The 21,797-nt window shown below is 72.0% G+C and carries 17 protein-coding genes; 9 read left to right on the top strand and 8 right to left on the bottom strand.

The genetic code is table 11. The features are described from left to right. The first annotated feature begins 130 nt into the window (after positions 1–130). The 3 genes from AC5L38_RS02070 to AC5L38_RS02080 all read left to right on the top strand — a co-directional run bounded on the left by AC5L38_RS02070 (position 131) and on the right by AC5L38_RS02080 (position 2,250). The gene (locus AC5L38_RS02070) at positions 131–1,099 is read left to right on the top strand and encodes an MbnB/TglH/ChrH family RiPP precursor modification enzyme (protein WP_495241005.1); all 969 of its coding nucleotides are present in this window, start codon (positions 131–133) and stop codon (positions 1,097–1,099) included. Continuing rightward, a complete protein-coding gene (locus AC5L38_RS02075; RefSeq protein ID WP_495241006.1) occupies positions 1,099–1,875 on the top strand; it encodes a hypothetical protein in 777 nt (258 codons plus the stop codon). Before AC5L38_RS02070 ends, AC5L38_RS02075 begins: the two co-directional genes overlap by 1 nt. 237 nt (positions 1,876–2,112) lie before the next feature. Next, a complete protein-coding gene (locus tag AC5L38_RS02080; RefSeq protein ID WP_495241007.1) occupies positions 2,113–2,250 on the top strand; it encodes a hypothetical protein in 138 nt (45 codons plus the stop codon). A 169-nt stretch (positions 2,251–2,419) separates the two neighbouring features. Here the strand turns inward: AC5L38_RS02080 and AC5L38_RS02085 are convergent, their stop codons facing one another. From AC5L38_RS02085 to AC5L38_RS02095, 3 genes are all read right to left on the bottom strand, one after another. Then, complete coding sequence (locus tag AC5L38_RS02085) at positions 2,420–4,402, bottom strand: alpha/beta fold hydrolase (protein ID WP_495241008.1); 1,983 nt, start codon at positions 4,400–4,402, stop codon at positions 2,420–2,422. A 188-nt stretch (positions 4,403–4,590) separates the two neighbouring features. Then, on the bottom strand, positions 4,591–5,256 hold the full coding sequence (locus AC5L38_RS02090; protein WP_495241009.1) for a response regulator: 666 nt from the start codon (positions 5,254–5,256) through the stop codon (positions 4,591–4,593). Further along, the gene (locus AC5L38_RS02095) at positions 5,253–6,767 is read right to left on the bottom strand and encodes a sensor histidine kinase (RefSeq protein ID WP_495241010.1); all 1,515 of its coding nucleotides are present in this window, start codon (positions 6,765–6,767) and stop codon (positions 5,253–5,255) included. The genes AC5L38_RS02090 and AC5L38_RS02095 overlap by 4 nt, the downstream gene beginning before the upstream one ends. Positions 6,768–7,114: 347 nt before the next feature. Between AC5L38_RS02095 and AC5L38_RS02100 the strand changes: the two genes are divergently transcribed. Continuing rightward, positions 7,115–8,449, top strand: a complete 1,335-nt coding sequence (locus AC5L38_RS02100) for a glycoside hydrolase family 6 protein (protein WP_495241011.1) — start codon at positions 7,115–7,117, stop codon at positions 8,447–8,449. Positions 8,450–8,580: 131 nt separating this feature from the next. Here AC5L38_RS02100 and AC5L38_RS02105 read toward each other — a convergent pair whose 3' ends face one another. Next, a complete protein-coding gene (locus tag AC5L38_RS02105; RefSeq protein WP_495241012.1) occupies positions 8,581–9,084 on the bottom strand; it encodes a MarR family winged helix-turn-helix transcriptional regulator in 504 nt (167 codons plus the stop codon). 77 nt (positions 9,085–9,161) lie between these two features. On the opposite strand from AC5L38_RS02105, the gene AC5L38_RS02110 reads away from it, so the two are divergent. Both AC5L38_RS02110 and AC5L38_RS02115 read left to right on the top strand, forming a co-directional pair. Continuing rightward, on the top strand, positions 9,162–9,581 hold the full coding sequence (locus AC5L38_RS02110; protein WP_495241013.1) for a DoxX family protein: 420 nt from the start codon (positions 9,162–9,164) through the stop codon (positions 9,579–9,581). A 254-nt stretch (positions 9,582–9,835) separates the two neighbouring features. Then, entirely contained in the window at positions 9,836–10,654 is an 819-nt protein-coding gene (locus AC5L38_RS02115; protein ID WP_495241014.1) for a hypothetical protein, read from the top strand. On the opposite strand, the gene AC5L38_RS02120 is transcribed toward AC5L38_RS02115, so the two are convergent. From AC5L38_RS02120 to fxsA, 3 genes are all read right to left on the bottom strand, one after another. After that, positions 10,590–12,575, bottom strand: a complete 1,986-nt coding sequence (locus tag AC5L38_RS02120) for a tetratricopeptide repeat protein (RefSeq protein ID WP_495241015.1) — start codon at positions 12,573–12,575, stop codon at positions 10,590–10,592. The two genes, AC5L38_RS02115 and AC5L38_RS02120, sit on opposite strands and share 65 nt — an antisense overlap. Further along, complete coding sequence (locus tag AC5L38_RS02125) at positions 12,572–13,459, bottom strand: SIR2 family NAD-dependent protein deacylase (protein ID WP_495241016.1); 888 nt, start codon at positions 13,457–13,459, stop codon at positions 12,572–12,574. The genes AC5L38_RS02120 and AC5L38_RS02125 overlap by 4 nt, the downstream gene beginning before the upstream one ends. Positions 13,460–13,525: 66 nt before the next feature. After that, positions 13,526–13,714, bottom strand: coding sequence for an FxSxx-COOH cyclophane-containing RiPP peptide (gene fxsA / locus AC5L38_RS02130; protein WP_495241017.1), 189 nt, complete (start codon positions 13,712–13,714; stop codon positions 13,526–13,528). A 263-nt stretch (positions 13,715–13,977) separates the two neighbouring features. Here fxsA and fxsT point away from each other — a divergent pair, with 263 nt between their 5' ends. Further along, positions 13,978–16,515 carry an FxSxx-COOH system tetratricopeptide repeat protein gene (fxsT, locus tag AC5L38_RS02135; RefSeq protein WP_495241018.1) on the top strand — a complete coding sequence of 846 codons (2,538 nt, stop codon included), beginning with the start codon at positions 13,978–13,980 and terminating at the stop codon, positions 16,513–16,515. Here fxsT and AC5L38_RS02140 read toward each other — a convergent pair. Further along, the gene (locus tag AC5L38_RS02140; RefSeq protein ID WP_495241019.1) at positions 16,512–19,028 is read right to left on the bottom strand and encodes an FxsB family cyclophane-forming radical SAM/SPASM peptide maturase; all 2,517 of its coding nucleotides are present in this window, start codon (positions 19,026–19,028) and stop codon (positions 16,512–16,514) included. The genes fxsT and AC5L38_RS02140 overlap by 4 nt on opposite strands. A gap of 273 nt (positions 19,029–19,301) precedes the next feature. Between AC5L38_RS02140 and AC5L38_RS02145 the strand changes: the two genes are divergently transcribed. Together AC5L38_RS02145 and AC5L38_RS02150 are read left to right on the top strand one after the other, a co-directional pair. Beyond that, on the top strand, positions 19,302–20,468 hold the full coding sequence (locus tag AC5L38_RS02145) for an FxsB family cyclophane-forming radical SAM/SPASM peptide maturase (RefSeq protein WP_495241020.1): 1,167 nt from the start codon (positions 19,302–19,304) through the stop codon (positions 20,466–20,468). Further along, complete coding sequence (locus AC5L38_RS02150) at positions 20,465–21,790, top strand: HEXXH motif domain-containing protein (protein WP_495241021.1); 1,326 nt, start codon at positions 20,465–20,467, stop codon at positions 21,788–21,790. The genes AC5L38_RS02145 and AC5L38_RS02150 overlap by 4 nt, the downstream gene beginning before the upstream one ends. The last annotated feature ends 7 nt before the right edge of the window (positions 21,791–21,797 follow it).

The following is a 21,797-nucleotide window of genomic DNA, read 5'->3' on the forward strand; positions in this document are numbered from 1 at the left end:
GGCCGGGACGCCGCTTTGCGGAAGTTTGACGCGGCGGCCCGGCGTGGTCGCGGATCCCGTCGGGCACGCTGCGGGGTACAGCGGTTGCGCAGTGTTCGTGAACATCACTGTGAGGTGATGGGAGAACCACATGCTGACAGGGTTGCCCGCACTGGGGTCCGGCCTGGGACATCGCGTGGAGCTGGCCGGAGCGATCGAGGCGCACGCCGACCGGATCGACTGGCTGGAAGTCATCACCGAGCGTTACCTGTTCGCCCCGGCCGACGAGTGCGAGCGGCTGCGGGAGCTGGTCCGCCGGTTCCCGGTCGTGCCGCACGGGGTGGAGCTGTCCATCGGCTCGGAGGGGGAGCCGAACGCGGCGTACGTGGAGGCGCTGGCCCAGCTGGTCGCCGACGTCGACGCGCCCTGGTTCAGCGACCACCTGTGCTTCACCCGAACCGACAGCGTCGACGTGGGGCTGCTGGTGCCGCTGCCGCGGACCCGGGAGGTCGCCCGGCGGCTGGGTCGCAGGGCGCGGCGGGTGCAGGAGGCGGTGGGCAGGCCGTTCCTGCTGGAGAACATCACCTACTACGTGGACCTGGCCGCCCCGCTGACCGAGGCGCAGTTCATCACCGAGGTCATGGAGCACTGCGAGTGCGGCCTGCTGCTGGACCTGGCCAACCTCGACATCAACGCGCGCAACCACGGCTTCGACCCGCTGGAGTTCCTCGACGGCATCCCCCTCGAACGGGTCGTCCAGGTGCATCTGGCCGGGGGCGCCGACGGGGAGGGGGACGAGATGTCCCTCGACAGTCACGGCGCCGCGATCCCGGACCGGGTGTGGGACCTGCTGGCGGAGCTGGTGTCGCGGACGCCCGTCAGGGCCACGCTGGTCGAGCGCGACCAGGACTTCCCCGACGACTTCGGCGACCTGCTGGCCGAGGTCGACCGCGCGCGGGCCGTGCTGTGTTCCCCCGGTTCCCCCGGTTCCCCCGGTTCCCCCGGTTCCCCCGGTTCCCCCGGTTCCCCCGGTTCCCCCGGTTCCCAAGGCTCCCGCGACTCCCGTACCGCCCGCGATCCGGCCGAGCGGAGGGTGGCGCAACCGGCGGGAGGCGCGTGATGGGCGTGCAGGACGCGCTGGCGGCGCTGCTGACCCGCGAAGCGGAGTCCGCGCTGCTGCGCGAGGACCCGGCGAGGCTGCAGCGCCGGTACGCGCTGAGCGACGCCGAGCTGGCCATGTTGCGCGGCGCCGCGCCCGAGGGCTACCGGGTGACGTACGACGGCGTGCGGGGCAAGCTGCGGTCGGCGGTCGCCGCCCGCCTGCCGGACACGGTCGCCGAGCTCCTCGGCCGTCACCGGACCCTGTGGGAGGAGTTCGCCCGGGGCGTCGTACGCCGCCCGCAGCCGGTGGAGCGGCCGTTCGGGATGGGGGAGTCCGAACGGCTGGTGACCTGGCTGGCGGCCCACGCGACACCGCGGCTGACCGCCTACGCCCGGTACGAACTGGCGCGCGCCGCGCTGCTCCACGACCGGGACGCCGCGCTGGCCGCCCGTGCCGCCGCCGACGGCGTGGCGGGCTCCGGCGACCGGCCGCCTGCCGGGGCGCTCCGGCTGTCGCCCGCCGCCCGCGTCGGGACCTACACCCACGACGTCACCGCGGGGCCGCCGATCGGTGAGCTGCCCGCCGTCCGGACGCGAGTGCTGTTGCAGCGCCGGTGGCGGTCGCCCGCCGTGCGGGCCTACCGGATCGGTGACGGCACCGCCGCGCTGCTGGACGGCTGTGACGGCACCCGCGACGCGGGCCAGGTGATCGCCGCGGTGGGGGGCGATCGCGCCCGCGCCGCGAAGACGCTCGCCGAGCTGGCGCTGGCCGGTCTGGTGTGGCCGCGATCCTGACCTCTCACGCGCCGCCCGCCGGGAGGGTCCGCCCCCACCTTCGCGGGATCGCGGCAGGCCGTCACCCCCCGAGGGAGAGGGGCCGGACGAGACGCCCCCGCCCCGCGACGGCTCCCGGGCGTCGCCACCGATCCTCCGCGCCCGGCGCACCCGGTGTGCCGTACGCGGAGAAACCGGCCCGGCATCGGGTCGCCACCTTGCCCTGCCCCGGCAGGCGCTCCTGGAGGGAGAGACATCGTGAACGATGACATTACTCGCGAGGACATGGGGCCGGACTTCGTCTTCGAGGCCATTGTCGACGCCGACGGCCAGGAGACCACGGACCGCGCGTGCTGCGGCGGTGGTCGCTGCGGACGCGACGATCCCGACGGGTGAACCGGCCGGCCGGTGAACCTCGGCGAGGGGGACCACGGCCGCTCACGGCCCTCCCCCTCGCCACCCGTCCCACGGGCACCGGCCACGGCGGTCGCGCGGAAGGGCGGCCCGGCCCCTCGTACGGGCCGGGCCGCCCGGCCGGGCCGGGGTGCCGGTGCGGGCAGGGGTGTCAGTGCGCGGGGATCGTCGCGGTGAAGCGGCGGCCCGCGAAGGTACCGGAGACGGCGGTGTCGTCCTCGGCGAGGAACGCCTTCCATGACAGTTCCACCGCGTGGGATCCGCCGTCGCCGCCGGTGACGGTGAGCCGGGCCGTGGCGTCGGTGGCGTCGGCGGCGTCGGCGGCGCCCAGGCGGACCTCGCCGTTCACCGTGAGGTCACCCACGAAGCGGACGTCCCGCAGCCGAACGGTGCCGGCCTCGTCGTCGAACGTCAGCCGCCCACCGCGCAGGCCCTCCCGCGTGGCCGGCAGCCAGAACGGGTGAGCGAGGGGATTGCGCCCGGAGATCGCGTCGGCGGCGGTGGCGAAGGCGGCCGCGAGGACCCGCCGCTCCTTCGCGTCCAGGGCGGTACCGCGCGCCGGGGGCACCTGCGCCACGGCCTCGGGGAAGGAGCCGAGGGCGCGGTAGTTCGCCTCGTCGCAGCGGGGCCTGTCGTCGAAGGCGGCCGGGTCGGTGAGGAAGGCGCGCATCGCGTCGCGGACGCACTCGTTCACCCGGGCGCCCCTGGTCAGGTTGTGGCCGGCGAAGCGGACCCGGGAGAAGGTGGAGTCCGGGAAGCGCCGGGTCACCGCGGCGGCCTCGGCCAGGGTGGTCGAGTCGAAGTCCCCTCCCAGGGCCAGGACCGGCACCCGGGGGTGTCCGGCACCCGGCGGCACGGGCGGGCTGACCCGGGGGGTCGGCCAGTCGACGCAGATGTCCTGCGTGCCGAAGATCGGTCTTCCCGGAGCAGGCCCGGCCAGGTCGGTGACGGTGAACGGCCTGAACGGGCGCTCCCTGTCGTAGTAGCGGTCCAGCTGGCGCCGCCGCTCGCCGGCCGGGGCGGTGCGCCCGAACGGGAAGGCGGTGTCGGCGCACATGTAGGTGAGCAGGCCCGCCAGCTCCGCCGCGCGCGGCGGCTGGGAGGGGGAGCCGTCGATCACCCGCGTGAGGCGGCGCAGCGGGAGCGGATCGCCGTCCAGGTAGGCGGCGACGGCCGCGCTCGCCTCGCGGCCGACCATCGGCAGGTACACGGCGTTCGTCAGGTGCGAGAGGGACGAGAGCCGCACCTCCGGATCGGGGTGGGCGCGCAGGTGCCGTACCAGCTTGGAGAGGAGACCGGAGGGGTCACCCGGCAGGCGCCGGCAGGCGCGTGAGGGGTCGCAGGCCACGTCGAGCATGTCGGAGCGGAACCGGATCGGTTTGGTCACGTAGCCGTCCTCGCCCGTGGGCACCATGCTGTCGAGCAGCACCCCGGAGACGGTGCCCGGATGGCGGGTGGCGTACGCCTGGGCGAACAGGGTGCCGTACGAGACGCCGTAGAACGTCACCTTCGGCACGCCCAGGGCGCCGCGGACGGCGTCCATGTCGGTGACGGCCTGGTCGGCGGTGAAGAACCGGGTGCGGGGGCCCAGGTGCGCGGCGCAGGCGCCGACGGTCTCCGGACGCTCCAGATCGAGTCCCGGGCACAGCAGCGGGCTGGACTTCCCCAGCCCGCGCGGCTCCACCACCAGGAGGTTGTGCCGGTCGAGCACCGGTCCCAGCCCCTCGACCAGCGACGGCACCGCGGGGAGCGCCGCCATCGGCCCTCCCGGATTGGCCAGTACGGTCCCGGCGGCCGGGCGGGAGGTGTCCTTCCTGGGCAGCCAGGCGAACGCCACCGTCATCCGCTCCGACGCCGGGTCTCCCCAGTCGAGCGGAACCTGTATCTCCCCGTCGCAGCGGGTCTTCGCGGCGGCGCACGGATGCCGGAACCCGCTCGCGCCCTTCCCGGACTCTACGGTCCCGGTCCCGGTCCCGGTCCCGGTGTTGGTCCGCGCGGCGGCGTAGGAGGTGTCGTGGTCGCGGGCGGCGGCGTTCGGGACGGTGAGGAGCGAGAGGAGAAGCGTCCCGCAGGTTCCCGCCGTGACGAGCGCCGTCACGGCCCGGCGTGTGATGGATCGCTGGTTTCCGTTCATGTCTTCAGGCTCGTCCACGATCGGGCCCCGTCCCTCGCCGCGAGGAACGGTCTTCCGCCTGGGAACCGGGCACCGGTCGCGCTCACGTCTGGGAGCACGGTCCCAGACGTGACGAGGACCCGGCCGGGAGGGTGCTCGAAGAGGGCTGCCCGGAGTGATGGAGGTTCCCGGGACGGGCGCGGAAAAGGTCAGCCGGTGGTGCCCGGGGTGACGAAGCCCGCCTCGTAGGCGACGACCACGGCCTGGGCGCGGTCGCGGACGCCGAGTTTGGCGAACAGGCTGGTCACGTGGTTCTTCACGGTGGAGGCCGCCACGTCGAGCGTTTCCGCGATCTCAGGGTTCGACTGCCCGCGCGCGATGAGGACCAGCACCTCCCGCTCACGGCCGGTCAGACCGGCGAGCTCCGGCGGTGTCGTCGCGGGCCTGGGCCGTACGGCGCGGACGAAGGTGCCGATCAGCCGGGTCAGCAGCCGCGGCGCGACGACCGAGTCGCCGCGGTGCACCACCCGCACCCCCTCCAGCAGCTCCTCGGGGGAGACGTCCTTGGGCAGGAAGCCCGAGGCCCCGGCACGCAGGGCGTCGACGACGTACTCGTCCAGGTCGAAGGTGCTCAGCGCGAGCACGCGCACGTCGGGCAGCTCGGCGGTGATCCGCCCGGTGGCGGTGACGCCGTCGGCCTCCGGCATGTGCAGGTCCATCAGCACCACGTCGGGGAGCAGGTCGCGGGCGAGGGCGAGCGCCTCCTCGCCGTCGCCGGCCTCTCCCACCACGGAGAGGTCGTCCTGGGCGTTCAGGATCATCCGGAAGCCGGAGCGCACCACCGCGTGGTCGTCGACGACCAGCACCTTGATCATGTCTCTCCCTCCCGCCCGGCCGCTTCCCGCCCGGTCCCCTTTCGCGCGACCGGAGCGACCGGAGCGACCGGCGCGACGGGCTCGCCCGGCTCGCCCGCGGCCGGTGGGCGGTCTGCCGGTCCTTCGCCGGGGTCTCGCCGTCCGTCCGTTCCCAGAACCGGGAGAGGCAGTCGCGCGTGGACCCGGAAGCCCCCGCCGGGCAGGGGGCCCGTCTCCAGCCGTCCACCGCAGAGTGCCACACGTTCGGCCATGCCGCCCAGCCCGAAACCTCCACCGGAGTGGCCTTCGTACCTCTTCCCGGCAGGGGTCGTACCGGGTCCGTCATCGACCACCTCGACCTCGACCGCGGCGGGCTCGTACCCGACCCGCACCCTCACCGGGACGTTTCCGGCGTGCTTGCGCGCGTTGGTCAGCGACTCCTGGACGATCCGGTAGATCGCGTGGTCGACCGCGGCGGGCAGCCTCCCGGGGGTGCCGGTCACCTCGAGCGAGGCGGGCTGGTCCGCCTCGCGGGCCCGGCCGACCAGCGAGGGCAGGGCGGCGGCCCGGCGGGCCGGAGAGCCCGCCCCGTCCGCGGGGCCCGTACCGCCGGGATGACCCGCCTTCACCGGGGCACCGGTTCCCGTGCCGGCGGGGGAGCCGCCCTCCACGGGGGCGGCCCCCGCGGAGGCCGGGTCGTCCACCCGGTCGGCACGCAGCACGTGCAGCAACTGCCGCATCTCCGCCATCGCCTCCCGCCCTGCTCGCTCGGCGCTGAGCAGGGCGGCCTCGGCACCGGCGGGATCGCGGGCCATGGTCGTGCGCGCCGCCCCCATCAGGACCTGCATCGTGCTGATGTTGTGGGCGACCACGTCATGCAGCTCGCGGGAGATGTGGCGGCGCTCGGCCCGTACGATCTCCTCGGCGAGCTCGGCCTGCCTCCTGCGGACGGTCTCCCGGCGCAGCTCCACCAGCCGGCCCAGCCCGACGAGCAGCAGCGGGACGAACACCCCGAGGGAGCCGGAGTCCTGGCGTTCGGACCCGGTGGCGAACTGGACGACCGTCGACACCGACGGGTAGAACAGTCCCACCGCCACGGCCGCGACCCAGGCGCGCCGGGCCTCGCCGTGCCTGCCCGCCGCGTACAGGACCAGCATCGCCTGCAGGCCGTACCCCTGCCAGCCCGTCGACACGACGATCACGCAGTCGCAGGCCACGGTGACGGCCACCGCGGCGACCGGCCTGGTCCGGCGCCACAGCAGCGCCGCCGACGAGACGGTGAAGAACGCGAACGTCAGGAGGGAGAACCCCCGCGTGGCGAACCTCTCCTGCAGGACGCCCAGGGCGAGGTACACCGCCCACACGCCCAGCGCGAGAAGCACGTCGGCGACGCGCGAGCGGTTCGCCGACAGCCATCGCCCCGCGGGCGTGCGGAACCCGCGCGCGAACCTCGCCCGTACCTCCGTCCGGGTCCTCGTGAGCGTGCGCCGCGCCCTGCCGAGGGCGGGCCGCGCCGGCGTGGGGACCCTCACCGGCGCGATCGATCGGAGGCGCCGCGAGAGCGCGGGGGGATCTCGGATGCCCGGGTCATAGGAGATCAGGGTTTCAGACCGCGGGCCTGCAGACCATGGGCCGCGGGACGGCGCCGCCGGGCGCCGCAGGCCGGCCGGCACAGCCGGTGCGTGCCCCGCCCCGCCCGTCACCGTCTCGCCGATCAGGCGAACGGGGCCTGAGGTGGTGAAACTTTCAACACACGCCAGGGATGTTCGCACAGGTCAGCGTGTCCCGATGTGAGGCGGCGGCGGCGCGGACTACGTCCGGAAGGGGCGTGCCGCCTATGGTGGGAGCGCTCCCACACCTCCCTTGAAGGGGCCGATCCATGCCAAGAAGGTCGATCCTGGCCACGCTCTGCGCGGCTCTGGTGATCGTGTCAGGTGCCGCGGTCGCCGTCGCCTCAGGCGCGTCCGCCGCCGACTCCCCGTTCTACGTCGATCCGGAGACCAGCGCGGCCAAGTGGGTCGCGGCCAACCCCGGAGACTCCAGAGCCCCGGTCATCCGTGACCGGATCGCCTCCGTGCCGCAGCCCCGGTGGTACACCACCACCAACACCTCCGCCATACGCGGCCAGGTGTCGTCGTTCGTCGGGGCGGCCGCGGCGGCGGGCAAGATCCCGATCCTCGTCGTCTACAACACCCCCAACCGCGACTGCAGCGGCGCCAGCACGGGCGGCGCGCCCAACCACACGGTCTACCGGCAGTGGATCGACGAGCTGGCCGCCGGTCTCCAGGGACGTCCGGCGACGATCATCCTGGAGCCCGACGTGCTCCCGATCATGACCAACTGCATGAACTCCTCCCAGCAGCAGGAGACCAACGCCTCCATGGCGTACGCGGGCAAGAAGCTGAAGGCCGCCTCGTCCTCGGCCAAGGTCTACTTCGACATCGGGCACTCGGGGTGGCTGTCGCCGTCGGAGGCCGCCAACCGCCTGAGGGCCGCGGACGTGGCGAACAGCGCGGACGGCATCTCGCTGAACGTCTCCAACTACCGGTGGACCTCCACCGAGGTCTCGTACGCCAAGAGCATCCTCTCCGCCCTCGGCGTCTCCCGGCTCCGCGCGGTGATCGACACCAGCCGCAACGGCAACGGCCCGCAGGGCAGCGAGTGGTGCGACCCGGGCGGCCGGGCGATCGGCACGCCGAGCACCAACGCCACCGGCGACTCGGCGATCGACGCCTTCCTGTGGATCAAGCTGCCGGGTGAGGCCGACGGCTGCATCGCCGGGGCCGGGCAGTTCGTCCCGCAGCGCGCCTACGACCTGGCCATAGCGGCCGGGCCCGTGACCCCCACCCCCACCCCCACCGTGACCCCGACCCCCACCCCCACCCCCACGCCGACGCCGGGCGTGGGCAGGGCCTGCACGGCCACCTACAAGCTGGTCACCTCCTGGCAGGGCGGCTTCCAGGCCGACGTGACCGTGCAGAGCACCGGCAGCGCGGCCGTCGCGGGCTGGACGGTGAACTGGTCCTTCCCCGGCAACCAGAGCATCACCCAGCTCTGGAACGGGCAGCACACCCAGAGCGGCGCGAGTGTCTCGGTGCGGAACGTGTCCCACAACGGCAACCTCGCCCCGGGCGCCTCGGCCTCCTTCGGGTTCACCGGTAACTGGTCGGGGAGCAACGGCGCGCCCTCCTCGGTCAGCTGCACCGCCGCCTGACCCGGTACGCGGCCATGATCAGGTGCGGCTCGCGCGGTATGCCCCCCGCGCGAGCCGTACCGGATTCTTCCGTCTTCCCCGCGCTCCCGCGGCCGAAAGGGAGAACCGGTCCGGTGGGCCCGTCCTGCGCGTTATCCTGGGGTTTTGCCCGGTCGGGGCGCACGCAGCGGGCCCGCCGGCGCCGCCTCCATGGCGGCGGTGGCCTTCGTCATGATCTGCCGCATCGTCTCGACCTCCTCGGGGGTGAGGCGGTCGATCAGGAAGGCGCGCACCACGGCCACGTGCCCCGGCGCGGTCCGCTCCAGGCAGCGCACGCCCTCCTCGGTGAGCACGGCCAGCACCCCCCGCTCGTCCGACGGGCACGCCGCCCGCGTGACGAGCCCCCTCCGCTCCAGCTGCCCGATCTGGTAGGTGAGGCCACTCTTCGAAACGATCAACCGGTTGGCCAGCTCGGTCATCCGCATCTCCCCGCCGGGATGCTGGGAGAGCTTCGCCAGGATCTCGTACTGGGCATGGGTCAGGCCCGAGTCGGCTTTCAGCTGGTCCTCGACACGGCGCTCCAGGAGGTGCGTCGCGGCCACATAGGCCACCCACGCGGCCATTTCGCTCTCATTGAGCCATTTCGTGTCGTTCACCAGAACATTGTACGGCTTGTTCAAATTTGAACTAACCGCTATGGTTTGTACAAATTCGAATGACAAGAGGAGTCATCATGCTTGACCAGGCACGGCCGTACGCCCTGTTGCTGGCGCGGATCGCCCTCGGTGTGATCTTCCTGGTCCACGGCGCGCAGAAGTTCATGTCGGGAGTGGACAAGACCGCCGCGTTCTTCGAATCCGCGGGAATCCCGCTCGCGGGCGTCGCCGCCCCCATGGTCGCCACCGTGGAGGTCGTCGGCGGCATCGCGCTCATCCTGGGCGCCGCGCTGCCGGTGTTCGGTGTCCTGCTCACGCTTGTCATGCTCGGTGCCATCGTCTTCGTCCACCTCGCCAACGGCTTCTCGGTGGGGGAGGGCGGCTACGAGTTCGTCCTCGCCCTCGCCGCCGGCACCCTGGCCGTCGCCTTCAGCGGCGGCGGAGCCCTGGCCGTCGACGCCATCTGGCAGCGCCGCCGCCAGCCGGTCGCCGTCTAGCCCTCCGCCGGTCCGGCCCGCCCCGGCGCCCGGCCCCAGCCAGAACTGCTGGAACTGCTGAAACTGCTGAAACGGTCAAGGCGGTCGAGACGCTCGAAGAGCGAACCGGTCGCCGGAGCCGGAACAACGGATACCGGGCCTTTCCCCGAAGGAAGGGCCCGGACGACCGGAATTCGCGACATCGGACATCGCGAGATTCCACCCCCGACAATGGGCATAGCTATTTCGACAGCGCCCAAGAGCTGGGGGTCGGCGTGCGTTGGCTGCGAAGAATCGGCAGGGACTTCAAGGCGCGGCAACACATCGACGCGTACGCTCTCACGGTCGTCGTTTTCGCTTTCGCGTTTCTCTCGATTTTCAGTGACACGCTGGACGACAACCTCAGATGGGCCGTCCTGTTCTCCGGGGTCGGCCTGCTCCTCTACCGGCTCACCCTGCCCGACGAGCCCGCCGAGTCGCCGGCCGGCCTCCTGCACGACCGTTCCGTGTACGACGTGGTGCCGCTGTCGACGCTGCTCGCCGAGGCACGCGACGTGCGCGTGTTCGCGCCGTCCGCGGTGAACCTGCTGTCGGCGCAGACCTGCGAGCTCATGCGCAACACGGTGCTCGCGCGGGAGCGGGGAAAGGTCAGGATCGTCGTTCTCGACCCCCTGGAGAAGGCGGCCGTGCGGCAGGCCGCGAGGCAGCTGGACGATTCGATCGAGTTTCCCGTGCAGCGGCTACCGGCCGCGCTGGACAGCACGATGGAACGCCTCCGCCTGATGAGCGGCTGGAAAACGGCGGGCGGATTCGAACACCGCCTGCTTTCCTACAGCCCGGGATTCAGCCTCGTGCTCGTCGACCCGGAAACCCCGAGGGGCCGCGTCATCGTGGAGATTCACGGCTTCCACAACGCGTCGACCTCCTCGCGCATGCACCTGGAGCTGACCCGCGGTCGCGACGAGCGCTGGTTCACCTACTGGCTGAACCAGTTCGACCACATGTGGGAGGCGGCGAGGCGCGACGACGTCACGCCGTTCTCCGCAGGAGCTCCTCGGCCTGCTTCCGCAGATGTGGCGGAAGCCCAGGAGTGACCGCGCCGAGCGCCCGAGAGGCGAGCCCCTCCGACGTCGCGGCCCGCCCCAGCAGGGCGTGCACGCGCGCGGCCCGCACCAGGACGGGACCGCTGTCGGACTCGCCGGCGAGCGCGTCGAGGATCTCCTGCTGGGCGGCGTCGAAGCGCTGCTCCAGCGCCAGTGCCAGTGCCCTGGCGGCGATCGTGGCCGGTCGCTGGTGCCTGCGTACGCGGTCCAGGTCGCGCAGGGCCTCCGAGGCCTTCCCGAGGTCGGCCAGGATCTCGCCGCGCAGCGCGAGCGCCTCGGCGGGAGGCTCGTCCGCGAGCGCCACGGCCCCGTTGAGGAGGGCGAGGGCGGCGCGCGGCTGTCCCAGGTGCCAGAGGGCCTGCCCGAGCGCCAGGTGCGCCTGCAGATCGTTGGGCACCCAGGACAGGGCCGCGCGCAGCCGCTCGACCGCCCTGTCGTGGTGTCCCTGCGACAGCCAGAGCCGTCCCTCCCCGGTGAGCGCGGCGGCCACCCCGTTGAACCGCTGGAGCGTCGCGAACATGTCGGCCGCCTCCTCGAACCGGCCGCGCGCGCTCTCCGCCTCGCCTCCGGCCGCCTCCACCTCGCCCAGGATCAGCAGGGCCTCGGCGCGCACCCACGTCTCGCCGGTCCCCGAGGCGCGGACCGCCTCGTCCGCGAGCCCGCGGGCCGTCTCCCAGCTCCGCCTGGCCAGTGCCAGCTTCGCGTCGTCGAGATAGGCGGCCGGGTGCCGGGACTGGCGCACCGGGCCGATCAGGCGGTCGTGCTGCAGCTCGTACCAGCGGATTCCCAGCCGGTGCTCGCCCCGCAGGATGTGGGAGTCCTCCAGCGACTTGGCGACGGCGTTCGGCATGCCGGCCGTCTCGTGCAGGCCCTCGTAGACGGTGTTGCGCGTCCCGTGCTCGGTGACGAAGGCCTTGCGCAACCAGGAGCGGATCTCGCTCGAGGTGACACCGGACTCGGCGGAGACGCGCGTGAGCATCCGCTCGCAGAAGCCGGTCAGGAACCGGTCGACGTTCACGTGCAGGTTCACGTGCTCCACGCTGATCTCCCGGAGGCCGGGGGGCAGCGACTCCCACAGCGCCGAGCAGACGACCTGCAGCTGGACCGGTTCGACGGTGTTCAGGGTCAGCGTGGTGGTCTGCCCCTCGTCGTTGGAGATCGGGACGGTGCGCAGGTCGTCGACGAGGTGTTCGGCGGCGCCGGGGGCGAAGAACCGGCCGGTGCCCTCAAGCGGCCTGGTGGTGGCGTCGAGCGCCGTGGCCCGGGTGAGCGGCAGCAGCTGGAAGCGCGCCCGCGAGCCCCGGCCCAGCGGGCGCTCGTGCGGCAGGACGGAGGCGAGGTACTCCTCGCGCAGCGACAGCAGCAGGTGGAGGCCGTCGTGGTCCTCCACCGCCCCGGCCAGCTGGCGCAGGAGCCCGTGGCGCTCCTCCTCCCGGTCGAGCGGGCCGCCGAACAGCTCCTCGGCCTGGTCGACGGCCACCAGGACGGGAACGGGGTCGCCGTACCTGTCGACGCGTTCGGGGCGTTGGGCCAGGAACTCCGAGACCGTCAGCCCGGCCAGCGCGGGCAGCGGCCGGTCCGGCGCCCAGGCCGACAGCAGCGCCAGCACGTAGGGGTTGCCGGTCACCCTCGGGCGCAGCGAGGTGATGCCGCGGGGCGACACGCGGGCGACGGGCAGCACGTCGGCGCGCTCGGGCTCGACGCGCGGCAGCACACCCGCGTGCAGAAGGGACGTCTTGCCGACCCCCGACGCCCCGAACAGCACGGTGAGGCCGGTGGCCTGCCAGATGGTGGCGATGTCACGGGCCTCGCGCTCCCGCCCGAAGAACAGCCCGTGCTCGCTCCGCTCGTAGGGCCGCAGCCCCACGTACGGCCGGATGGTCCCGTCGCCGCCGCGAGTCGCGGTCGTCATGTCCTGCCTCCCATTCTTCGCTGGAGCTCCGCGCAGAACTCCGAGGCGGTCCCCAGGAAGATCGAGATGTTCCAGCGGTCGAGGTAGTGGGTGATGTAGCGCCTGGCCTTGTCCTCGGCGCTCCCGGCGTCGCCCGCCGACCCGTTGATCTCCGGCATGAGCTGCACGCTCACGTGCCGCCGCTTGTTGCTGCGCGGCGTGTTGCGCACCAGCCCGTGAAACAGCACCCGGAACGTCCAGTCCTGCAGGCTGTAGCCCACGAACAGCAGCGGCCGGGTGGTCATCGCCCGCAGGATCGGGGTCGGCAGCGGATGCCGCCCGTCGGTCGCGACGGCGTCCACCATGTTCACAAGGTACGTCAGGTAGTCGGCCTCGGTGAGCACCAGCGACGCGGGCTCGGCCCAACTTCCGTGCAGGTGGTAGACGACGGGCCGTTCCACCGTCGGCTCCGGCAGGAGGGGGGCCGCGACGGGGTCGGGGTCCCACCAGCGGGAGACGGCCACGTGGGGCTCCTTGCCCTCGGCCCGCAACGCCTCGGCCAGGAAGTCGTCGTAGTTCGTCGTGAGGAACGTCGTCACCGGGAAACCGGCCAGCAGCCGGTGCGGCTCCCCGGGATCACCCGAGGGAGGCCGCCCGTGCGAGCGCAGGTGGACGCAGACCGTCTCCTTGAGGTCGACGGGGTCGCGTACCACGGCCTCGCCGTACTGCATCACCCGCGCCAGGTCGCCCACGTCGGAGAAGGGGTAGCCGTAGCGGAGGGCGTACTGGTTGCTGAGGGCGGTGCCGGTGGGAAGGGTGCCGGCGCAGGCTCCCGCTCCGAGGAAAGGGGCGCAGTCGCCCCTGCCGAGCTGGTCGATCAAACGTTCCCAGTCGGTGTCGTCCACGGCTCCACCATGTTTGTCGACAAAGAGCGCAAGTCTCGCACTCCAATGTCGCACATCAGTGGGTTGTCACAAAGGTTTTGATATGAACGAATCGAATCCGGCCACCGGCCCGGTGTCCTCGTCCTCGACTATTTCCCGCAGTGCGAGGCCGAGCACGGAATCGCCGATCCCGTCCAGGTCGGCCAGGTTCATCTTCGTGAGGTCGATCAGGCCTTTGCTGAAACCGGCATCGGCCACGACGGCTTCATCGCTCATACGGACTCCCTCGCACCTCCGCGTTCCGGCTCTCCGTGTGTCCCCACCCGGGCCCATCGTTACACTCTTCCGATGGTCGGGCGAGCGCTTCGGAAGATAATTTGGAACAGAAGGCGGTATGGTTTACGGCTGATAATCCTTTTTAGGATGTGACGATGATGTCCTTTGGGGTGTAGCCATAAGACTCTGACCCCTTCGTTTATGCGCTCACGGAGGCCGTGCGTCTAGGCTGATCCCGAATCGGGAGAGCGGGAGGCGGTCGCGTGCCCATTTCACAGCCGCAGGGGTCTTCCCGGCCAACGGGACGCCAGCCCCGGATCTGGGGCAAGGTCCCCCAGCAGAACAAGAACTTCACTGGCAGGGAAGACCTCCTCGACAAGCTGCACACCGGGGTCACCGCCGATGTCACCGCGGTGGTGCCGCACGCCCTCCACGGTTTCGGCGGCGTCGGCAAGACCCACGTGGCGATCGAGTACGCCCACCGCTTCCGGCACGAGTACGACCTGGTCTGGTGGATCCCCGCCGACCAGCCGATCCTGGTGCGCTCGTCGCTGGCCGCGCTCGCCCCGCATCTGGGTGTGTCGTCATCCGCCGCGATGGGGGTGGAGGAGGCGTCCAGGGCCGTGCTCGACGCCCTGCGCCGCGGCGAGCCGTACTCCCGGTGGCTGCTCGTCTTCGACAACGCCGAACAGCCGGAGGACATCAACGAGATCGTCCCGCGCGGGCCGGGACACGTCCTGATCACCTCGCGGAACCACGCCTGGCAGAGCGTGGTCGACACCCTGCCCGTCGACGTCTTCACCCGGGCGGAGAGCATCGCGTTCCTCGACAAGCGCGTGCCGAGGTCGACCACCCCCGACGACAGGAACCGGCTGGCCGAGCAGCTCGGCGACCTCCCGCTCGCGCTGGAGCAGGCGGGAGCCCTGCAGACGGAGACGGGGATGTCCGTCGGCCAGTACCTCCACCTGCTCGAGGAGCAGACCGTCCAGCTGCTCGACGCCAACAAGGCGTCCGACTACCCGCTGTCCATGACCGCGGCGTGGTCGCTGTCGGTGTCCCAGCTCAAGGCGAAGCTGCCCGAGGCCGTGAAGCTCCTGCGCTGCTGTGCCTTCTTCGGCCCCGATCCGATCCCCCGCGACGTCTTCGGGATCCTTCGCGAGGAGTTCGCGGCGGAGACGCGTCTCGGCCCGCTCCTCGCCGACCCGATCCTGCTGAGCAAGGCCATCAGGGAGCTGGGACGCTACGCCCTCGTGCGGATGGACTCGGAGAACCGGACCATCCAGGTGCACCGGCTGATCCAGGCGCTCCTGCGTGACGAGCTGAACGAAGAGGAGCACGTGTCCTTCCGCAGGGAGGTCCATCTCCTGCTGGCGGCGGCGACGCCGGGCCTGCCCGACGACAACGGCTCCTGGCCGCGCTACGGGGAGCTGCTCAGCCACGTGAGGCCCTCACAGGTGGAGGAGAGCCGAGATCCCCGCATCCGCCAGTTCGCCCTCGACGTCGTCCGCTACCTCTACTCGTCGGGCAACTACCAGTCGGCCGTCGATCTCGTGGGGAGCTTCATCCGCAGGTGGCGGGACGACAGCGGCCCCGACGACCGGGACGTGCTCTCCGCGCAGCGGCACCTCGGCATCGTCCTGCGGGAGTTCGGAGACCACCGGGCCTCCTTCGAGCTCAACCGCGACACCCTCGCGCGAATGCGGGCGGTCCTCGGGCCCGACCACGAGGAGACCCTCCTCCTCGTCAACAGCCACGGCGCCGACATGAGGATGCGGGGCGACTTCGCGGCCGCGCTGGAGCACGACAGGGAGTCGCTGCGCCGGCACGAGGAGGTGTTCGGCCCCGACCACCGCCGGACGCTGCGCGCCATGAACAACCTCTCCGTCGACTACATGCTGCTCGGTGACTACCGGCAGGCGTTCGAACTGCAGCGGAACGCCTACATGCTGCAGCGCTCCGGCGACTCCAAGTCGAGCCAGCAGTCCATTCTCACCTCGTGGAACGGCCTGGCCCGCATCGTGCGGCTGCGGGGCGAGTACTCCGAGGCCTGCGACATCGGTGAGGACGCCTACGACTTCAGCGTCCAGGAGCTCGGGGCCGACCACCCCAGGACCCTGCGCGCGGCCAAGGACCTGTCCATCGCCAAGCGCAGGGCGGGGCTGATCGACGAGGCGTTCGAGATCGCCCAGCGGACGTTCGAGCTGGAGGAGCGCATCTTCGGCCGCGACCACCCCGACACGCTCGCGGCCGCCCTGTGCCTGGCCAACGCGCAGCGCACCAGGGGAGAGGTCGACGAGGCGCTGGAGCTGCTGCGCGACACGGCGACCCGCTACCCCGGAAGATACGGGGAGGAGCACCCCTTCACCTTCGGCTGCAACACGAACCTGGCGCTGCTGCTACGGGTCAACGGGGACGTCGAGGAGGCGACCGCGCTCGACCTGAGATGCCTGGAGGGCTTCGACCGCACCCTGGGGCGCGAGCACCACTACTCGCTCACCTGCGCGATCAACCTCGCCAGCGACCTCGCCGCAGGCGGGGACGTCCCGCAGGCCGGGCGGCTGGGCCGGGAGACCCTGGCCCAGCTGCGGGAGCTTCTGGGCGCCGACCACCCGCTGACCCTCGCCTGCGCGAACAACCTGGCCATCGACCTGCGGGCACTGGGCGAATCGGCGGGGGCTGAGACGCTGGAGGCCGACACCTTCGAGCGCTACCGGCGGGTGCTGGGTGAGGAGCACCCCGACACGACGGTGGCGCTGAGGGGGGAGCGGCTCGACTTCGACTTCGACCCGCCCGTCCTCTAACCGTTGCGCCGGAGCCAGCGCGCGTGGTGGTCGTCCGAGCGTTCCCGGCTCAGGGCCCGGGCGCGGGCCGGCACGCTCTCCCGCGACCAGCCGTCGAGGCGCCGCGCCATCCCCGCGGTGAAGGTCTCCCCGGCGGGGGTCAGCCGCCCGCTGCCCAGGAGGGTGCCGGTGACGAGACGCGAGGCCTCGCGCCACTGGAAGAACTCCGCGTTCGCGCGCAGGGCCGCCTCCCCCGACTCCAGGCCGCGCTGGCGTCTCCAGAAACCGGCCACGCCCAGGAAGGCGTACGCCCCCTGGAGCAGCCCCGGCACGGGGCGGGGGTCCTCCCGCCAGGGGGCGTAGTAGCGGGAGCCGTCGTCGGGCAGGGTCAGGGGGACGAGGTCGAGCAGGGCCGAGAGCTTCGCGTGCTGTGTCTCGTGCGTCAACGTGACCGCGAGTGAGGACGCGTCCGGCGGCGTCGAAAGGGCCACGCAGCCGAAGGTCTCCCGCGAGGACGAGCTCGACTGGCCCCTCGCGGGTGCGACCAGCGGCGTGAGAACCGTGATCGCGGTGGACACCTCCTCGGCCACCACCCGGTGGTGGCGCACCAGCAGATCCCAGGCCTGGTGCAGCGTCGACTGCCACCGCTCGGTCTCGGCCTCGGTGAGACGCCCGCCGATGTTGGTCGTCTCCGGCATCCGGTAGGGGTCGAGGTCGTCGATGACCAGGTGGAGCGACATGCCGTCCGCCTCGCTGGACAGCGAGCGCAGCCCCCGCCACCCCGGGGCGTCCTGGCGGGGGTCGCGGGGAATCCGGACGATGCTCCCGGCCGCGGTGATCTCGGTGTCGTCGGCGGCGCACTCGACCGTGGCCGCCGAGACGGTCGGCGGCAGGATCGCCTGGCCCAGCGACGGCAGCGTGACCACTCCCTCCACCGCCGGTACGTCGATCTCGCAGGCGGTGCCCGAACGGATCGCCGCGGCGGCGGCGAGCGCCGCGAGCTGTCCCGGAGCCGCGGCGCCGTCGCCGGCGTCGAGCATCTTGATCGTCCGGCGCGCCCAGGCGCCCACCGACGGGTGGCGCAGGACGGCGTCGACGATCTCGGGGTGGCGGCGCTGGACGGTGGCGAGCAGGTCGTACGCGCGGCGGGTGGCGGCGCCGTCGGGGTGGCCACCGGCCCGCGCGGTCTCCAGCACCCCGCGTACGAGCAGGACGTGCTTGCTGTGCTGTGCCGCGGAGAGTTCGGCGACCGCGGTGGTGCCGCCACCGCCGCCGGCGAGCTCCGAGAACGTCCCGGCCGCGATCCGGTGCTCACGTAGGTGCATTGTGCCCTTTCTCTGCCGTTTCGATCGGGCCGAAAGGTCGGCTTCGACCGTGCTCTTGATGTGCCCGATGAGCCGGAGGAGGTCGGGGGAGTAGACGGAGGGGTTGGCGAAACCGTTGCCGGAGCGGTAGCGGTGGGCGTAGAGGCCCCCGCCGCAGACGCGGGAGACCGGGCAGGCCCGGCAGGTGGGGGGGAGGGCCGCCTCGCCGATCTGGCGGGCCGCGATCGAGGGCAGGAGCAGGGCGTCGTCGAAGGAGTCACGGATCACGTGCAGCCCGGTCTCCGGGGCTCCCGGGTAGGCCGACTTCAGGGCGTCCGACTGCTCGATGCCGCCGTCGGTCTCCACGACGACCATCCCCGCCGGGGACAGGCCTATCTGCTCGCTCGACGACGAGCCGCCGAGCAGCACGTGGACGATCTCGTTGAACGTCCTGACCCAGGTGCGCCGCCGTGGCGCGGCGTACCAGCGGTCGAAGACCGGGATCAGCCAGTCGGCGTACGGCGTCACCTGCGCCTCCGGGGGCCGGCCCGGGGGCGGCGCCGACCAGTTGCCGTGCGGGAGCAGGAAGTCGACGGCCGGCGGATCGAAGGCCAGGAGCGCCTCGTAGGCCCCGACCGGGTCGTTCCTGAGGTCGATGGTGCACAGCAGGCCGCTGAAGAGGTGTCGGAAGGCGGGCGAGCCCAGCAGGCCGAGGGCGCGCAGGACGTCGGCGTGGCTTCCCTGGCCGTTGGCGCGGCGCCGGCCCCGGTCGTGCATCGTCTCGTCGCCGTCGAGGCTCACCCCGACCCGGACGCCGAGCTCGTCGAAGAGCCGCAGGTAGGGGAGGTCGAGCAGGGTGCCGTTCGTCTGCAGGCCGACCGTGGTCCTGGTGCCGGGGCCGACGGCGGAGCGGACCAGCGTGACGAGCTCGCGGATCGCCTCGCGCCCGGCCAGCAGGGGCTCCCCCCCGTGCAGGATGAGCTCTATGTCGGTCAGGTCGTGGCGGTGGGCGTGCTGGGCGATTCTCGCGGCGGTGGCGGCGAAGATCTCCCGTGACATTTGTTTCGGTCGGGTCTGCCACGAGGAGTCGGCCATTTCGTACATGTAGCAGTATTTGCAGGCAAGATCGCATCTGCTGTGAATCTTCAGGATGAACTGCTTGAACGGAGTCGGACGCCAGCCACCCGCCATCAGCTCTCCGATATCGAGAGTCGACGGCCACTCGTGCATCGCTGATCAGCCCCCTGCTGAGACCACGTTATGTGACGCCCGAAAGATGTCTACACGATAGATGATGCCCGGTCGCCGTTCCAGGCTGAGGGGAAAACCAGTGATCATGTCGGGGAAGGGTACGTAATAGCGAGGCTGAAACTTGACTATTGGGGCAAACTCATGCCAGATAGGGAATGGCGCAAGAGAGGTGTGCCGCGTTTGCCGGAGAAACCTGACCCCGTAATCCCCGCCCCCCGGAGCGTGTTCCCCGAGACGCTCGATGTCAGAGGATTGCTGGACTCGGGATGGCGGCCGGCGGCTTTCCGGCAGTTCATCCTGAAGATCCACAGCAGGTGCGATCTGGCCTGCCGTCACTGCTACATCTACGAGATGGCCGACCAGTCGTGGAAGGCACAGCCGCGGCGCATGTCGAAGGCGATCGTCGAATGTACGGCCAGGCGCATCGCCGAGCACGCGCTCGCCCACGAGCTGGCCGAGGTCGAGGTCATCCTGCACGGGGGAGAGCCCCTGCTGGCCGGGCCCGAACTCATCTCCCACGCCGTGCGCGCCATCAGGGGGGCCGCCGCCGACGTCGGGACCCGCGTCCGGGTCGGTGTGCAGACCAACGGGCTGCGCCTGGACGAGACCTACCTGCGCCTCTTCGACAGCCTGGAGATCCGCGTCGGGGTGAGCATGGACGGCTACGCCGAGGGCCACGACCGGCACAGGCGCTACGCGGACGGCAGGGGGAGCCACGCGATCGTCGCCGACTCGCTGCGCAGGCTGACCACCGGCCCCTTCCATCACCTGTTCAGCGGCCTGCTGTGCACCATCGACGTCCGCAACGACCCGCTGGCGACCTACGAGGCGCTCCTCGCCTTCGACCCGCCGGCCGTCGACTTCCTGCTCCCGCACGGCAACTGGTCCACCCCGCCGCCGTACCGCCTCCCGGAGGCGGAGGCGACGCCGTACGCCGACTGGCTGATCCCGATCTTCGACCGGTGGTACGGCTCGGTCGCCGACCAGACGGAGATCCGGCTGTTCCGCGAGATCATGCGCCTGCTGGCGGGAGGCGCCTCGCGCAGCGAGACGGTGGGACTCTCGCCCGCCCGGATGGCCGTCGTGGAGACCGACGGCAGCATCGAGCAGTCGGACATCCTGAAGTCCAGCTACCACGGGGCGGCCGCGACCCGGCTGCACCTGCTCCGCGACTCGTTCGACGCCGCGCTCAGGCACCCCGCCATGGCCGCCCGGCAGATCGGCGAGCTCGCGCTGGCCCCCGCCTGCCTGGCCTGCGACATCCGCTCGGTCTGCGGCGGCGGGCTGTACGCGCACCGCTACAGCGAGGCCGCCGGTTTCAAGGGGCCCTCGGTCTACTGTCCCGACCTCTACCGGCTGATCACCCATATTCGTACGAGCTTCGCGCGAGATGTCGCGCGGCTGAAGGGGAGTCGATGAGGCTCGGTTCACAGAGAGTGTCCGGCGCGACGTTTCTCGCGCTGGCGGCCGGTGAGGGGGGCGCCGACGCCGTGGCCGAGCTGCGCGCGGTCCAGCGCGTCAAGAACAGGCTGCTGGTACGCGGGGTGGTGAGCGAGGCGCGGTCGGCGGGGCATCCCGGTGCGGCCCTGGCGGCGCGCGCCTACGACCTCCTGTCGGACCTGGAGGGGGAGGCGGGCGAGGAGGTCGATCGCGTGCTGCGCTATCCGGCGGTGGGGGCGTGGGCGTGGCGGACCTACCGGTCCCTCAGGAGCGGGAACGGGAGCGGCGCGCACGACGATCCCGCGCGGCTGGGCACGCTGGCCGTGGTGGCCGCGGTGCGGGCACGAACCGGCTGCCGGGTCCGGCTGCCCGTCCGCGACGGCGCGATCATGCTGCCGTCCCTGGGGCGCCTCACCCTCCCCGGCGGCGCGGGAGACGCGGTCGACGTCACGGTGAGGCCGGACGGTGACGGCGCCGAACTCGACGTCGGCGGCCTGACGGTCCGCGTCCGTCCCTCCGGTGACCGGCCCGGCTGGCAGGCGCTGCACAGGCTGCGGGTGAGTCCGGGATTCGACCTGGTCGTCGACGACCTCGACCCGTACCGGTGGTCCGCGGAGGAGGTCGTGGAGGCGAGACTGGACCGCGAGCGGCTTCACGCGTGGGGGGTCCACACGGACGAGGCGTGGCGCGTCCTGACCGCGCACCACGAGACCGTGGCGGAGGAGATGCGTTCCGCCGTCTCGGTGCTCACCCCCGTCAGGGCCCCGGAGCGGGGCCAGAACAGCGCCTCCTCCCGCGAGACGTTCGGGACCATCGCCATGTCGGACCCGCAGGACGGCGTGGGGCTCGCCGCCACGTTCGCCCACGAGATCCAGCACGCGAAGCTCACCGCGCTGATCGAGGTGATCCCGTTGACCCTGCCGGACGACGGCTCCCGCCACTACGCGCCCTGGCGGGACGACCCGCGCCCCGTCTACGGCCTGCTGCAGGGCGCGTACGCCTATCTCGGGGTGGCGGAGTTCTGGCGCAGGCAGCACCGGTTCGAGCGGGACGCCGAGGCGTTCCGGGCGCGGGTGGAGCTCGCCCGCTGGAGGCGGGCCTCCTACACGGTCACCGGCACGCTGCTGGCCTGCGGCGGCCTGAACGAGCGCGGGGAGGAGTTCGTGGCGCGCATGAGGAAGACGCTGGAGGAGTGCGCCGCGGAGCCGGTGGATCCCGCCGCGGAGAGCCAGGCCCTCCGCGAGGCCGAGCACCACCTCGACGCGTGGAAGAGGCGCAATCCCGGATTCCGGGCGAGCTAGACCGGGG

The sequence above is a fragment of the Streptosporangium nanhuense genome (assembly GCF_059358815.1).